At 36.7% G+C, this 16,590-nt stretch carries 14 protein-coding genes; all 14 read left to right on the forward strand.

The window, feature by feature from the left end; all coding sequences use genetic code 11:
• The first annotated feature begins 2 nt into the window (after positions 1-2).
• Positions 3-1,157: a 1-deoxy-D-xylulose-5-phosphate reductoisomerase gene (gene dxr / locus D612_RS0101930; RefSeq protein ID WP_017753791.1), complete on the forward strand. Its 1,155-nt coding sequence runs from the start codon at positions 3-5 to the stop codon at positions 1,155-1,157.
• Between the two features lie 24 nt (positions 1,158-1,181).
• Positions 1,182-2,459 (forward strand): RIP metalloprotease RseP, encoded by a 1,278-nt coding sequence (rseP, locus tag D612_RS0101935; protein WP_017753792.1) that lies wholly within the window; start codon positions 1,182-1,184, stop codon positions 2,457-2,459.
• A gap of 53 nt (positions 2,460-2,512) precedes the next feature.
• Entirely contained in the window at positions 2,513-4,219 is a 1,707-nt protein-coding gene (locus D612_RS0101940) for a proline--tRNA ligase (RefSeq protein WP_017753793.1), read from the forward strand.
• A 173-nt stretch (positions 4,220-4,392) separates the two neighbouring features.
• On the forward strand, positions 4,393-8,688 hold the full coding sequence (locus D612_RS0101945) for a PolC-type DNA polymerase III (protein ID WP_017753794.1): 4,296 nt from the start codon (positions 4,393-4,395) through the stop codon (positions 8,686-8,688).
• A 340-nt stretch (positions 8,689-9,028) separates the two neighbouring features.
• On the forward strand, positions 9,029-9,502 hold the full coding sequence (gene rimP / locus D612_RS0101950; protein ID WP_017753795.1) for a ribosome maturation factor RimP: 474 nt from the start codon (positions 9,029-9,031) through the stop codon (positions 9,500-9,502).
• Positions 9,503-9,529: 27 nt separating this feature from the next.
• Positions 9,530-10,675: a transcription termination factor NusA gene (nusA, locus tag D612_RS0101955; protein WP_017753796.1), complete on the forward strand. Its 1,146-nt coding sequence runs from the start codon at positions 9,530-9,532 to the stop codon at positions 10,673-10,675.
• A gap of 22 nt (positions 10,676-10,697) precedes the next feature.
• The gene (gene rnpM / locus D612_RS0101960) at positions 10,698-10,970 is read left to right on the forward strand and encodes an RNase P modulator RnpM (protein WP_017753797.1); all 273 of its coding nucleotides are present in this window, start codon (positions 10,698-10,700) and stop codon (positions 10,968-10,970) included.
• A 1-nt stretch (position 10,971) separates the two neighbouring features.
• Positions 10,972-11,274 carry a YlxQ family RNA-binding protein gene (locus tag D612_RS0101965; protein ID WP_017753798.1) on the forward strand — a complete coding sequence of 101 codons (303 nt, stop codon included), beginning with the start codon at positions 10,972-10,974 and terminating at the stop codon, positions 11,272-11,274.
• 19 nt (positions 11,275-11,293) lie between these two features.
• The gene (gene infB / locus D612_RS0101970) at positions 11,294-13,549 is read left to right on the forward strand and encodes a translation initiation factor IF-2 (protein ID WP_017753799.1); all 2,256 of its coding nucleotides are present in this window, start codon (positions 11,294-11,296) and stop codon (positions 13,547-13,549) included.
• A complete protein-coding gene (locus D612_RS0101975) occupies positions 13,546-13,824 on the forward strand; it encodes a DUF503 domain-containing protein (protein ID WP_017753800.1) in 279 nt (92 codons plus the stop codon). The genes infB and D612_RS0101975 overlap by 4 nt, the downstream gene beginning before the upstream one ends.
• 16 nt (positions 13,825-13,840) lie before the next feature.
• Positions 13,841-14,194, forward strand: coding sequence for a 30S ribosome-binding factor RbfA (gene rbfA, locus D612_RS0101980; RefSeq protein WP_017753801.1), 354 nt, complete (start codon positions 13,841-13,843; stop codon positions 14,192-14,194).
• 52 nt (positions 14,195-14,246) lie between these two features.
• Positions 14,247-15,152: a tRNA pseudouridine(55) synthase TruB gene (gene truB / locus D612_RS0101985; RefSeq protein ID WP_017753802.1), complete on the forward strand. Its 906-nt coding sequence runs from the start codon at positions 14,247-14,249 to the stop codon at positions 15,150-15,152.
• Positions 15,153-15,183: 31 nt separating this feature from the next.
• A complete protein-coding gene (gene ribF / locus D612_RS0101990; RefSeq protein WP_017753803.1) occupies positions 15,184-16,134 on the forward strand; it encodes a bifunctional riboflavin kinase/FAD synthetase in 951 nt (316 codons plus the stop codon).
• A 127-nt stretch (positions 16,135-16,261) separates the two neighbouring features.
• Positions 16,262-16,531 carry a 30S ribosomal protein S15 gene (rpsO, locus tag D612_RS0101995; protein WP_017753804.1) on the forward strand — a complete coding sequence of 90 codons (270 nt, stop codon included), beginning with the start codon at positions 16,262-16,264 and terminating at the stop codon, positions 16,529-16,531.
• Positions 16,532-16,590 lie beyond the last annotated feature (59 nt).

The following is a 16,590-nucleotide window of genomic DNA, read 5'->3' on the forward strand; positions in this document are numbered from 1 at the left end:
TTATGAAAAAAATAAGTTTACTTGGCGCAACTGGTTCAATTGGAACACAAACACTTGATATAATAAAACTTCATCCTCAGCAATTTTCACTAGAAGCAATTTCAATCGGAAAAAATTTAACATTGGGCTTGGATATTATACATACATTTATACCGAAGGTTGTTTCAGTAATTGATAAAGATAGTTGTGAATATTTAAAACAACACGTTCCAAGTGGTGTGAAGGTTGTTTATGGTGACGAGGGTTTAATAGAAGTAGCAGCAAATTGTGATTCAGATGTTTTGGTCAACGCTGTTATGGGAAGTGTAGGGTTACGACCAACATTAAAGGCGATCGAGGCAGGGAAAACAATAGCAATTGCAAACAAGGAAACATTAGTAACCGCAGGCCATCTTGTTATGGAACAAGCAAAAAAACATAATGTTATGATCTTGCCAGTTGATAGTGAGCATTCCGCCATATTTCAATGTTTAAATGGTGAAGATAAGAAAGCTTTAGCAAGGATTGTCCTAACAGCATCAGGCGGTAGCTTTCGAGAAAAATCTCGTGCTGAGCTTGAGCATGTGACAATAGAATCGGCACTTAACCATCCAAATTGGTCGATGGGCGCAAAAATTACTATTGATTCAGCGACAATGATGAATAAAGGTTTAGAAGTAATTGAGGCCCATTGGTTATTTAATATGCCGTACGATAAGATTGATGTTGTCCTTCACAAAGAAAGCATTATTCACTCACTAGTAGAATTCGAAGATTCTAGTATGATCGCTCAGCTAGGATCACCAGATATGAGGGTACCAATTCAATATGCTCTAACATATCCTGAAAGACTTGCACTACCCCTTGCGAAAAGGTTAAACTTAATTGAAATAGGTTTGCTACATTTCGAAAAGGCTAGCCATGAAAGATATCGCTGTTTAAAATTTGCTTATGATGCTGGCAGAATTGGTGGAACAATGACTACAGCGTTAAACGCAGCGAATGAGGAAGCTGTTCAAATGTTCTTAAACAAGGAAATTTCTTTTTTAACTATTGAAAGCCTAATTGAAAAAGCTTTAGAGTTTCATTCTCCTATTTCAAACCCTAATTTAGATACAATTATTATGGTTGATCAAGAAGTAAGGGAGTATGTAAAATCTATAAAGGGAATAGGATAATTTATATAAAAGGTGGTTATAAATTTGAACACGGTAATTGCATTCGTGATAATTTTCGGAGCGCTTGTATTCTTCCATGAATTTGGTCATCTAGTTTTTGCAAAACGAGCTGGAATGCTTTGTCGTGAATTTGCAATTGGATTTGGACCTAAAGTGTTTTCATTCCGTTGGAATGAGACTTTATATACAATTCGCCTATTACCATTTGGTGGATTCGTTCGAGTTGCTGGTGAGGACCCGGAATTAGTAGAAATAAAACCAGGCTATAATATTGGATTGCTTTTTAATTCAGAGGAGAAGGTCACAAAAATTATTGTCAACAATAAGTCTAAATACCAAAATGCAAAAGTAATAGAAGTTGAAAATATCGATTTAGTGCATCGCTTATTTATTTCAGGATATGAACAAGATGAGGATGTATTACAAACGTTTCAGGTTCATGAGCAAGCTATGCTCGTTGTAGATGATCAGGAAACGCAAATCGCACCATACAACCGCCAGTTTGCTTCAAAGACCGTTACACAACGCTTCCTGCAAATTTTTGCTGGACCGGCAATGAACTTTGTTCTCGCTTTTGTATTGTTTATTGTATTGGGCAGTCTAGTTGGGACTCCGGTAAAAGAACCTATATTAGGGGAATTAACAACGGACGGTTCAGCCATTGATTCGGGGTTAAAACAAGGCGACCGGGTATTAATGATAAAAGACTCAAAACAAACGGGTTGGGATGAAGCAAATGTAATTAATAATTGGGATGAAATGGTTGATATTATCGAAATAAGTGCTAAGGAACCTTTACAATTCCTCGTAAATCGTAATGGTGAAAAACTTCAATTTGAAGTGACGCCAAAGCCGCGGGAAATGGATGGAACTGGGTTCATCGGCGTTTATCCAACTGTTGAAAAGTCTGTATTTGGATCTATTCAATATGGATTTGAACAAACATATTTTTGGACAAAAGAAATTATTTTTGGTTTAGGGAAACTTATTACGGGTCAGTTTACAATTGATGATCTTTCTGGCCCAGTAGGAATTTACAGTTTAACAGATCAGGTAGCACAGTCAGGTATTTATAATTTAATTCGCTGGGCTGCTCTCTTAAGTATAAACTTAGGAATTATTAATTTATTACCCCTTCCGGCACTAGATGGGGGCAGGTTAACGTTTATTACGATAGAAGCAGTACGTGGCAAACCAATTGACCCTCAGAAAGAAGGGATTGTTCATTTTATTGGTTTCGCTTTATTAATGCTATTGATGCTTGTCGTAACTTGGAATGATATTCAAAAATATTTCCTATAAATAACACGTTCTAATTCATAAACAATTGTTGTTATAATAAAGAGGTGCTAAAGATGAAACAAAGTAAAATGTTAATCCCGACATTAAGGGATGTACCTGCAGACGCAGAAATTAAAAGTCATCAGCTACTACTTCGTGCCGGCTTTATGCGTCAGAATGCATCAGGAGTTTATAGCTATTTACCATTAGGGAAACGAGTTATAAACAAGGTTGAACAAATAGTTCGAGAGGAAATGGATGCAATTGGGGGCAGTGAATTATTAATGCCAGCCTTACAGCCAGCAGAACTATGGCAGGAAACCGGGCGATGGTATAATTTCGGTTCTGAACTCATGCGTTTAAGAGACCGTCATGATCGTGAGTTTGCGCTAGGTCCAACTCACGAAGAGGTTGTTACTTCTTTGGTCCGGGATGAAGTAAGCTCGTACAAAAAGTTACCATTAATTCTTTATCAAATTCAAACGAAATTCCGTGATGAAGCGAGGCCTCGATTTGGCTTGTTAAGAGGTCGCGAGTTTATTATGAAGGATGCATATTCCTTTCATTCATCACCAGAAAGCTTAGATGAAGCCTATCAAGATATGGTTCGTGCCTATACAAATATATTTAGAAGATGCGGTTTGAATTTCCGAGCTGTTATTGCTGATTCTGGAGCAATGGGCGGTAAAGATACGCACGAATTTATGGTTTTATCTGATGTAGGAGAAGATACGATTGCTTTTTCAGATACATCAGATTTTGCCGCAAATATTGAAATGGCACCAGTTGTTGTTGATTATGAAAAGTCAAATGAAACTCCTACAACCTTAGAAAAGGTAGCGACAAAAGATCAAAAAACAATTGAAGAAGTTTCAAAGTTTTTTAATGTGTCTAAAGAAAAATGCTTGAAGTCGCTATTATTCAAGGTTGACGAAAAGTATGTATTAATTGTTGTCCGTGGCGATCATGAGGTTAACGATATAAAAGTAAAAAACCTACTTGAGGCAAAAATGGTTGAGCTAGCAACAGCTGAAGAAACACTGTCAATACTTGATTGTGAAATTGGATCAATTGGGCCAATTGGAGTGCCAAAGGAAGTTGAAGTTATTGCTGACCATGCTGTACAATTTGTAGTGAACGGAATATGCGGGGCAAATGAACCTGATTTTCACTATACGGGTGTAAACGTTGGCAGAGATTTTATGGTTAGTCAATTTGCTGATCTTCGTTTTATCAAAGCAGGAGACCCATCACCAGATGGACAAGGTACTATTCAATTTGCTAAAGGAATTGAAGTAGGGCATGTGTTTAAGCTTGGAACATTTTACAGTGAAGCGATGAAAGCCACATATTTAGATGAAAACGGGAAATCCCAACCAATGATTATGGGATGTTATGGCATTGGTGTGTCACGAACAGTTGCAGCAGTAGTTGAACAATTTAATGATGAAAATGGGATGGTATGGCCTGTTGCGCTTACACCGTTTGAAGTCCATCTTATACCAATTAATATGAAAATGGATGTCCAAAAAGAACTAGCAGAAGAAATTTATGAACATCTAAATAGTCATTCAATTTCAGTTTTATATGATGATCGTAATGAACGACCTGGTGTGAAATTTGCTGACTCCGACTTGTTTGGATTTCCAATTCGAATTACAGTCGGTAAGAAGGCTGAAGATAGAATAGTTGAATTAAAGCTTCGTAAAACGGGTGAGGTTTTCGAAGTTAGTGTTAACGATTTAGTTGACGTCATCCGTGAAAAATTAAGTTCTTATTAATTTCTAGATGATTATAGAGTGCATGTCTTAAGGGGGTCTGGTTGCCACTGGTAAATAAACATTTAGCGCAGTATCTTCTGCATAAATCTAAATGGTATACCAGAGGTACCTGCCCCTTCATTTTTGTTAATATATATAGATTTAGACAAGGTAGTAAAAGGGGAGATAAGGAGATGACAGAAGAAATTAAAATTAGAAAAGAACGGTTTCAGCTTTTATTAGAGCAAATTTCTTTGCCTAGTACCTTTTCATCTACCTTCTTTCAGGATGCTTGGATAGAAAAGCTAACGATAGAACGTAAGAAAAAATCTTGGCATTTCCAATTTGGTTTTGAAAAACACATATCTTTAGAAGCATTCTTGTTATTTAAATCCCATTTAGTCAATGCTTTTCAAGAAATCGCTACAGTAACGTTTTCGATAACATGTAAAGAAGAATTGATCTCTGAGCAACAGTTACATGATTACTGGCCATATATTGTCGAACAGCTCGAGGGAATATCACCATCACTTATTTCATTAATGAAACAGCAATCTCCTCATTTAAATGGAAATAAACTTATTATACAAGTAAGAAATGAACCGGAATCCATTTCACTTAAAAAGAAATATGCAGAGTTATTTGATCCTATTTTTAAATCCCTAGGATTCCCGTCCTTGATAATTGAAACTGAAATTGTCTATTCAAAGGAGGAATTTGAAGAATTTATTATCCAAAAGGAGCAGGAAGATCGCTCGAAAATGATGGAGGCACTTATAGAGCAGGCTAAAAAGCCAAAAAATAGTGATAACAGTCAACACGATGGTCCGATCACAATCGGCTATATGATAAAGGATGAGCCTGTGGAAATTAAACAAATACAAGAAGAGGAGCGCCGTATTACAATCCAAGGCTACATATTTTCTAGCGAAATAAAAGAACTTAAAAGTGGACGTTCATTGTTAACGTTTAAAATAACAGACTATACTGATTCGCTAACAATTAAAATCTTTTCTCGAGATAAAGAAGATGTAAATATTTTGCAATCTGTTAAAAAAGGAATGTGGGTTAAGGTACGAGGTAGTGTCCAAACCGATACATTTATGCGTGAGCTTGTCATGATGGCACAGGATATTAATGAAGTAAAAGCAGTGGAGCGGCAAGATACATCTGAAAAAAAGCGGGTTGAATTACATCTACATACACCAATGAGTCAAATGGATGCAGTTACTTCTATTTCTGAGCTTGTAATTCAAGCGAAAAAATGGGGTCACGAAGCGATTGCGGTGACTGATCATGCTGTAGTTCAAGCGTTCCCAGAGGCATACTCTGCTGGGAAAAAACATGGGATAAAAATACTTTATGGGTTGGAAGCAAATCTTGTAGATGACGGTGTACCGATTGCTTACAATCCAGTTCACCGTTTGTTAGCTGATGAAACGTATATTGTTTTTGATGTTGAAACTACAGGTCTATCCGCAGTATACGATACAATTATTGAACTAGCCGCAGTCAAAGTGAAAAATGGTGAAATTATCGATCGGTTTGAAAGATTTTCGAACCCTCATCATCCATTATCTGCAACGACAATCGAGTTAACAGGAATAACGGATGAGATGGTTAAGGATGCACCGGATATAGATGTAGTTTTAAATGAGTTTAAAGCATGGATTATGGATGATACGCTAGTAGCTCATAATGCAAGCTTTGATATGGGCTTTTTGAATGTTGGTTTAAAGAAACTCGGTCACGATAAGGTTACAAATCCTGTAATTGACACACTTGAACTTGGTCGATTTTTATATCCAGAGTTAAAAAATCATCGTTTAAATACGCTATGTAAGAAATTTGATATTGAATTAACCCAGCATCACCGTGCTATTTATGATGCAGAAGCAACCGGATATTTATTAGTAAAAATGCTTAAAGATTGTGAAGAGAAAGGAATTTCCTACCACGATGAGCTTAACGAAAATATGGGACAATCAGATGCGTATAAGCGCTCTCGACCTTCCCATTGTATTTTGCTGGCACAAAACGAGGTCGGATTAAAGAATTTATTTAAATTAGTTTCGTATTCCCATATTCATTATTATTATCGAGTTCCAAGAATTCCAAGGTCTTTATTAGTTAAATATCGTGAAGGCCTATTAGTAGGGTCTGGCTGTGATAAAGGTGAAGTTTTTGAAGCGATGATGCAAAAATCCCCTGAAGAAACAGAGGAAATAGCCCAGTTTTATGACTACCTGGAAATTCAACCGCCAGAAAATTATGCTCATTTAATAGAAAAAGAAATGATTCAAAATGAGCAGGCGTTACAAGAGATTTTAACAAATATCGTGAAGCTTGGAGAAAAAGTTAATAAACTTGTTGTTGCTACTGGGAATGTTCACTATTTAAATAAGGAAGCTCATCTGTATCGAAAAATCTTAATCGCTTCACAAAGTGGTAATCCATTAAATCGTGAGAAACAACCTCTTGTTTACTTTCGCACAACGAATGAAATGTTAGATTCCTTTTCCTTTTTAGGGAAACACAGGGCAGAAGAGGTCGTTATTACGAATACTAATAAGATTGCCGAGATGATCAATGACATTAAACCGATTAAGGATGATCTATATACCCCAAAAATTGAGGGAGCCGACGACGAGATTCGCGAAATGAGTTATAATCGTGCCCGTTCTATTTATGGAGATACATTACCGAAAATCGTTGAGGACCGTCTTGAAAAAGAATTAAAAAGTATTATTGGACATGGATTTGCAGTTATTTATTTAATTTCCCACAAGCTCGTAAAAAAGTCATTAAATGATGGGTATTTAGTAGGTTCCCGTGGATCAGTTGGGTCATCTCTAGTTGCAACTATGACTGAAATTACTGAAGTAAATCCATTGCCACCACATTATGTTTGTCCTACGTGTAAGAATTCACAGTTTTTTGATGATGGTTCTGTTGGCTCTGGGTTTGATTTGCCAGATAAAAATTGTCCAGAGTGCGGAGCAAGCTATAAAAAAGATGGCCATGATATCCCATTTGAAACCTTCCTTGGATTTAAAGGGGATAAAGTTCCAGATATTGATTTAAATTTTTCTGGGGATTATCAGCCGAGGGCACATAACTATACGAAGGTACTATTCGGTGAAGATAATGTTTATCGTGCTGGGACAATTGGTACGGTTGCGGATAAAACAGCTTTTGGTTATGTGAAAGGGTATGCTTCTGATCATAATTTAACATATCGCGGTGCGGAGATAGAAAGGCTTGCAACAGGTTGTACTGGGGTAAAACGTACAACAGGACAACATCCGGGTGGAATAATCGTTGTTCCTGATTATATGGATATTTATGATTTTTCACCAATACAATATCCTGCCGATGATACGAATTCAGAATGGAGAACAACACATTTTGATTTCCATTCTATCCATGATAACTTGTTAAAGCTTGATATACTAGGTCATGACGATCCAACTGTAATTAGAATGTTGCAAGATTTAAGTGGGATTGATCCAAAAACGATCCCGACTGACGACCCTGAAGTAATGAAGATTTTTTCAACTCCTGAACCATTGGGAGTAAGCGAAGAACAGATTATGTGCAAGACAGGAACATTAGGAATACCCGAATTTGGGACTCGGTTTGTTAGACAAATGCTTGAAGAAACAAATCCAAGTTCTTTTTCTGAATTAGTCCAAATTTCTGGATTATCCCATGGTACCGATGTTTGGTTAAATAATGCTAATGAGCTTATTCAAAACGGAACTTGTACATTAAGTGAAGTTATCGGCTGTCGGGATGACATAATGGTGTATTTAATTTATAAAGGACTAGACCCATCATTAGCTTTTAAAATAATGGAATCTGTTCGTAAAGGGAAAGGTTTAACACCCGAATTTATTGAGGAAATGAAAAAGAACAATGTACCAGATTGGTATATTGAGTCATGTTTAAAAATAAAATACATGTTCCCGAAAGCCCATGCTGCTGCTTATGTGCTTATGGCGGTACGGATTGCATATTTTAAAGTTCATTTTCCAATTTTATTTTATGCTGCTTATTTTACTGTCCGCGCCGATGATTTTGAAATTGATGCGATGATCAAAGGCGGGAATGCCATTCGTGGCAAGATTGAGGAAATTAATGCAAAAGGGTTAGATGCATCGACGAAGGAGAAAAACGTCCAAACCGTGTTAGAGTTAGCGTTGGAAATGTGTGAACGTGGATTTTCCTTCCAAAAAATTGATTTATATCGCTCAAGTGCGTCCGAATTTTTGGTTGACGGAAATACTTTAATACCACCGTTTAATGCAATTCCGGGCTTAGGTACAAATGCCGCTGTAAATATTGTCAAAGCACGTGAACAAGGTGAATTTTTATCAAAAGAAGATTTACAGCAAAGAAGTAAAATTTCGAAAACAGTGCTAGAATACCTTGAAAATCAAGGCTGCCTCGAAGGATTACCTGACCAGAATCAGTTGTCGCTATTTTAAACCGGACTTCTTTTGTGGGAAGAGCACGACGAACAGGACGTTCTAATTCTGGCGTTGCTATAAGATGTAGCGAAGTTAGCCAGTGTTTTTCTGTCGGGCTGACCAAGACGCTTCCGCTTTTGTTTGTTGCATATTTTTCTTCAATATGGTATATTTTTATTGACAATACTAAAAATATTGGTAAATGATAAAAGAGTGGGCCAAAACCCACTCTTTCGTTTTCGACTAGTTGTAAAGGATTTGGAGTAATTTTATCCCTGCTTATTTTAGCAGGGAATTTTATATAAATTTGCTAAATCAATCTAATCGCTCAAGGTGTTGCTAGAAAAGGGGGTTTTTTATGAGCAAAAAAATAACTGAGGTAACAGAAGAACTCGTGTTACCGATCCTTGCAAAAATGAATTTAGAGCTAGTTGATATTGAATTCGTTAAAGAAGGTAAAAATTGGTACCTGAAAGTTTTTATTGATTCAGAAAAGGGCATTGACATCGAAGACTGTGGGAACGTCAGTGAGCAGTTAAGTGAAAAACTAGATGAAACCGATCCAATATCCTATCCTTATTTTCTAGAGGTATCATCGCCAGGTGTCGAAAGACCACTAAAAAAGCCGGAAGACGTACAAAAAGCAATTGGAAAACAAGTTCATATTAAAACGTATGAACCAATTAATAATGAAAAAATCTTTGAGGGCAAACTGATACAATTCGATGGAGAAAGGTTAATAGTGGAGGTACTCATTAAAACAAGGAAAAAGCAAGTTGAAATACCTTACAACAAGGTTGCTAGTGCTAGACTTGCTGTTACGTTCCACTAGGTCGATTATTTTAAAGGGGAGAACATAATGAGTAGTGAATTACTTGATGCATTAACAATGCTTGAAAAAGAGAAAGGAATTAGCAAGGATATTATATTAGAAGCTATTGAAGCTGCATTGATATCTGCTTATAAGCGAAATTTTAATTCGGCGCAAAATGTTCGTGTTGATATTAATCGTGAAACAGGGACAATGAAGGTTTATGCACGTAAAGAAGTTGTTGAAGAAGTATTTGATCCACGTTTAGAGATTTCCCATGAGGAAGCAAAGAAAATAAATCCAAACTATGAAATTGAAGATATATTGGAAATTGAAGTAACACCAAAGGATTTTGGTAGAATTGCTGCACAAACAGCGAAGCAAGTTGTAACACAACGCGTTCGTGAAGCTGAAAGAGGTGTGATCTATTCCGAGTATATTGACCGTGAAGAAGATATTATGACTGGTATTGTTCAGAGACAGGATGCTAGGTTTATCTATGTGAATTTAGGAAAGATTGAAGCTTTACTCCCTTTAACAGAACAAATGCCAAACGAGACATATAAACCGCATGATCGAATTAAAGTGTTTATTACAAAGGTTGAAAAAACGACAAAAGGACCGCAAATATTCGTTTCACGAACACATCCAGGTCTCCTAAAACGATTATTTGAAATTGAAGTACCTGAAATATATGATGGAACTGTTGAAATTAAATCAGTATCTCGTGAAGCAGGGGACCGTTCAAAAATTGCAGTTCATTCTGATAATCCAGAGGTAGATCCTGTTGGTTCTTGCGTCGGTCAAAAAGGACAAAGAGTTCAGGCGATTGTGACAGAATTAAAAGGTGAAAAAATTGATATCGTTCGTTGGTCTAAAGATCCGGTAGAATATGTTGCTAATGCATTAAGCCCATCACAAGTAATAAAGGTAATTGTGAATGAAGAAGAAAAAGCAACTACTGTTATTGTACCTGATTATCAACTATCACTTGCCATCGGTAAAAGAGGCCAAAATGCACGATTAGCAGCTAAGTTAACAGGGTGGAAGATTGATATAAAAAGTTTGTCAGAAGCTGAACAACTAAATTTACTAGAAGAAGAACCGCCGCTTTTTCAAAATACAGAAGATCAAGATTTAGATTTTGATGATTTCTATGGAGATGACTTTGAGGATAATACAGACGAAAATTAATTAGAAGTAGAGGTGGAGCCGGATGAAGAATCGCAAAATACCATTGCGGAAATGTGTTGCGAGCCAAGAAATGAAACCAAAACGCGAACTCATTCGAATTGTCCGTTCCAAAGAAGGCGATGTCTCGATTGATCCCACTGGGAAAATGCCGGGGCGAGGAGCTTATATTAGTAAGGATAAACAATGCATTCTTGATGCCAAAAAGAAAAATGTTCTAGAGCATCATTTAGGCGTAAAAGTTGATGAATCTATTTACAATGAATTACTTCAATTCATTGAAAAGGAGCAAAGGTAGTTTGAAGCAAGATCGATGGATAACTTTATTAGGCCTTATCAATCGAGCAGGTCAACTAACTTCAGGGGAAGAATTAGTATTGAAGGAAATTAAGAAAGGCAAAGCAAAGCTTGTCCTTCTGTCTTCGGATGCGTCATATAATACTTCAAAAAAAATTACAGACAAGTGTCTATATTATAAGATCCCATTGAAAAAAGTGAAAGACCGATATATGTTAGGTCAAGCCATTGGCAAAGAAGCTCGTGTAGTCGTTGCAATTTTGGAAAATGGTTTCGCAAATAAATTAGCGGAGTTGCTCGATTAATTTTCTTGGGGGTGAACGTATGAGTAAAATGCGTGTATATGAATATGCAAAACAAATGAATAAGTCAAGTAAAGAAATTATTTCTAAGCTAACAGAAAAAAATATTGAGGTAACAAATCATATGTCAACGATTGATGAGGAAGCAATTAAAGTATTAGATTCTATCTACAAGAAAACACCACAAAAACAGGAAGCAGCAGCGACAAAAACTGAAACGAGCGGACGGAAGGATAATAGTAAAAAAGCTTCAAACCCTGATTCAAAACCAGCTTCAAAGCCTGATTCAAAGCCTGATTCAAAGCCTGATGTAAAAAAGAAGAAGCCAACAGTGCCACATTCGAAAGAGCTAGGTCAAAATAATGATGATGATGATTATAAATTTGCGGATAAAACGAAGGCTAAAGGACCTAAAAAGTTAAAAGCTAAGCAAGACAAGGACAAGAATGAAAAAACAACCTTTCAAAATCCTAAGAATAAAGAACAGCAAAGACAGCAACCACAATCACCAAAACAAGAGCAAGCGCCTAAAGTAATAAAATATGAGGATTCGTTGACTGTCGGTGAGTTAGCTAAAAGATTAGGAAAAGAGCCTTCAGAAATCATTAAGAAATTAATGATGCTTGGTGTAATGGCAACGATTAATCAGGATCTAGACGATGATACGATCGAGTTAATTGCATCAGAGTTTGGAGTGCAGGTTGAAAAAGAAGTTGTAGTAGATTTAACCGATTTAGATAGTTATTTAGTTGAGGATAGTCCTAACGATCTAGTTGAACGGCCTTCAGTTGTAACCATAATGGGTCATGTTGACCACGGAAAAACAACATTATTAGATTCAATCCGGAATGCTAAGGTAGCAGCTGGTGAAGCAGGTGGAATTACACAACATATCGGTGCTTATCAAGTAGTAGTAAATGGGAAAAGGATTACATTTTTAGATACACCGGGTCACGAAGCATTTACAACCATGCGTGCCCGTGGAGCAAGTGTAACTGATATTACAATTCTTGTTGTTGCAGCTGATGATGGTGTTATGCCACAAACAAAGGAAGCAATTAACCATGCAAAAGCAGCGGGTGTACCGATTATTGTTGCGGTAAACAAAATTGATAAAGAGGGTGCGAACCCAGATCGCGTCATGCAGGAATTAACTGAATTCAACCTAATCCCTGAGTCTTGGGGCGGAGATACTATATTTGTTATGCTTTCTGCATTAAAAGGAGAAGGAATTGACGAACTCCTAGAAATGATTTTATTAGTAAGTGAAGTTGAAGAATATAAAGCGAATCCTAATAGAATGGCTACTGGAACAGTAATTGAGGCTAATTTGGATAAAGGACGAGGACCTGTCGCAACTTTATTAGTACAAAATGGAACTCTAAAGGTAGGGGATCCGATTGTTGTAGGAAATACGTATGGTCGTGTTCGGGCAATGGTTAATGATATCGGTCGTCGCGTGAAGGCTGCTCCACCGTCAACTCCTGTAGAAATTACAGGACTTCATGAGGTGCCAAGTGCCGGTGATCGCTTTGTCGTGTTTGAGGATGAGAAAAAAGCTCGTCATATCGGGGAAGCTCGTGCTCAAAAACAAATCGAAGCACAGCGTAGTGAGCGAAATAAAGTAAGCCTTGAAGATTTATTTGAACATATAAAGCAAGGTGAAATGAAGGAAATCAATCTAATTGTAAAAGCTGATGTTCATGGTTCGGCAGAAGCAATGTCATCATCACTACAAAAAATCGAAGTAGAAGGTGTTAAAGTTAAAATTATTCATGCCGGGGTTGGGGCGATTACCGAGTCTGATGTTATTTTAGCGTCTGCTTCCAATGCAATTATTATTGGTTTTAATGTCCGTCCTGATGTAAATGCGAAGAAAACGGCTGAAGTAGAAAACGTTGATATACGTTTACACCGCATCATCTATAAAGCGATTGAAGAAATTGAAGCAGCAATGAAAGGGATGCTTGACCCTGAATTTGAAGAAAAGATAATTGGTCAAGCCGAAGTTCGTAATACATTCAAAGTATCTAAAGTAGGCACTATTGCTGGCTGTTATGTAACGGATGGTAAAGTAACACGTGATGCTGGAATTCGTCTTGTTCGTGACGGGGTCGTTATTTTTGAAGGCGAAGTTGATACATTGAAGCGTTTTAAGGATGATGCAAAAGAAGTCGCACAAGGCTATGAATGTGGAATGACGATTAAAAACTTTAATGATATTAAAGAAGGAGACATCATTGAGGCATTTGTAATGCAAGAAGTTGAGCGTAAATGATCGCTAGCGCTCGAATCGAGTGTCTACTCTATAATCCACAATCTTTAAAAGAAAAGCGGGCTATTTTGCAGCGTATTATTACCCGTTTGAGGCAAAAATATAATGTATCAGTAAGTGAAACAAATTTTCAAGATTTGTGGCAACGTACAGAAATTACAATTGTGACGGTCTCGTCTGCAAAGATCAGTGCTGAAAAGGAATTAAATCGCGCTTTGAAAATGATAGATTCTTTTCCGGAGATTGAACGAGCTGTTACAGATGTAGAATGGTGTTAAAGTCGAGGTGATTGAAATGAGTAATAATCGTCCATCACGAGTTGGCGAACTAATGAAGCAAGAATTAAGTGACATCATAAGTAGAAAAATAAAAGATCCTCGTATTGGTTTTGTAACCGTAACGGATGTTCAAGTAACAGGAGATTTGCAACAAGCTAAAGTCTATATTACTGTTTTAGGTGACGAAGAACAAAAGCAGAACACTTTATTGGCACTTGCAAAAGCAAATGGGTTTATTAGGTCAGAAATTGGACACCGCATTAGATTAAGAAAGACACCAGAAATTTCTTTTGAATTTGATGAGTCGATTGAATACGGAAATCGAATTGAAACGTTACTTGAACAGCTTAAAAAAAATTCAGAGACTTAAGTTGAGGATAGACGTTTGTCTATCCTTTTAACTTTTAGATGAGGTGTTCAAAATGGAAGGAATACTACCGCTATGGAAGCCTAAAGGCATGACATCACATGATTGTGTTTTTAAAATAAGAAAGATTTTAAAAATAAAAAAAGTTGGTCATACTGGAACGCTTGATCCTGATGTAGACGGAGTATTACCAATATGCATTGGTCGGGCTACAAAGGTAGTGGAATATTTAACGGAAGTACCAAAGGCATATGAAGGAGAAGTAACGATTGGAACCGCAACAACAACTGAAGATGCTTCCGGAGAGGTCATTGCTGTAAAGCCAATTGGTGAAGCTATTACTCGAGCAGAAATCGAACAAGTTTTGAATCAATTTCATGGCAGTATAACTCAAATACCACCGATATACTCTGCTGTAAAAGTAAATGGTAAACGATTATATGAATACGCAAGGGCAGGCATTACGGTTGAAAGACCAAAACGAGAAGTTATCATATATGAATTGAAATTATTGGATGATATAGAGTTTGTCGACCAAGAACATAATCGATTTCGCTTTTATGTAAGATCAAGTAAAGGAACATACATCCGAACATTAGCAGTTGATATGGGGAAAGAGCTAGGCTATCCTGCACATATGTCAATGTTAACGCGTGTATCCTCAGGAACCTTCAGCAAAAATGATTGTCTTACTCTTGAGGAAATTGAAGAGAAATTCACAGCAGGCAACTTGGAATTATTACCATTAGAAAGAGCTCTTTCAGATTTGACTAAATATGTAATAAATGAAAAACTAGAATCACAAGTAAAAAATGGGCAGGTGCTTGAGATTCCAGTTGGTTATGAGAATGAAAAGCATATTGCTCTGTTCAATCAAAACCAATTATGTGTGGCTGTTTATAAACCTCATCCTGATAAACCGGGATGGATGAAGCCTGAAAAAGTTTTAAGAAATGAGTAGATAAAGTGGAATTCGTAAAGCAGGTGAAAGTATGAATGTCATAAATTTGACTCATCCGCATTCCTTTAATGCTAACGATTTATCACCAACTGTATTAGCATTAGGTTATTTTGATGGAGTTCATCTTGGACATAAAAAGGTGATAACAACTGCTAAGAAAATCGCCGATCAACGTGGATATAAAAGTGCTGTTATGACATTTCATCCACACCCAGCAGTTGTGTTAAGAAATAGTGTGGAGCATGGCGAATGTATAACTTCAATCGCGGACAAAGAAGAAGAAATTCGCAAGTTAGGCATTGATACTTTGTACATTGTTCAATTTTGTCATTCTTTTGCAGAGTTATTGCCTCAACAATTTGTAGATCAATATATTATCGATCTTAATGTAAAGCATGTTGTAGCAGGTTTCGACTATACTTATGGGCGGTTAGGTAAAGGAACGATGGAAACTTTACCGTTCCATTCACGGGAGAAGTTTACACAAACCGTTATTGATAAGGTAGTTGAAAAAAATGAGAAGATAAGCTCAACCCTAATCCGCGAGTTAATTCATGAAGGAAATATGCAAATACTACCCCATTATTTAGGACGTTATTACACAATGCACGGAAAAGTCATTCATGGTGAAAAGCGGGGAAGATTGCTTGGTTTTCCGACGGCTAATATCGAGCTTTTCGCTAAATATATACTTCCACCAACAGGTGTGTATGCCGTAAGAATTTTCGTGAATAATCGATATTATAATGGAGTGTTAAATATTGGTTTTAAGCCAACCTTTCATGATGAAACAAAAATAAAGCTCGCGATAGAGGCTCACATTTTTGATTTCAATGAATCGATCTATGGGGAACAAGTTATAATAGAATGGCACCAAAGATTGCGACAGGAACAAAAATTCCAGTCAGTAGAACAATTAATTTCGCAAATTCACGCTGATAAAGAGGATGCATTGCGCTATTTTGGTGCAATTAGACATTAAAAACTTGCATTTTTGTTGAAACAATAGTATTCTATATAACGTATAAAAATATGAACCATTGCTTGGCAATGCGAGTCACCAACGCTTGCTCAGTAATTGGGGATCACATTCGGAGGAGGTGAATAGGATGGCTATCACACAAGAGCGTAAGCAAGAACTTATTAATGAGTACAAAACTCATGAAAATGATACTGGTTCTCCAGAAGTTCAAATTGCTGTCCTAACAGAAGAGATTAACAATTTAAATGAACATTTACGTGTTCATAAAAAGGATCATCATTCACGTCGTGGACTTTTAAAGATGGTTGGTAAACGTCGTAACTTACTTAACTATCTTCGCAATAAAGATGTTACACGCTATCGTGAATTAATTCAAAAGCTTGGATTACGTCGATAGGTCTTACAAAAAGCGGGATATTTCCCGCTTTTTTGTTAGCACTTTATTAAAACTATGGG

Origin of the sequence: Calidifontibacillus oryziterrae (assembly GCF_000331575.1) — a bacterium.
In the GTDB taxonomy this organism is placed as follows: Bacteria; Bacillota; Bacilli; order Bacillales; family Bacillaceae_J; genus Calidifontibacillus_A; species Calidifontibacillus_A oryziterrae.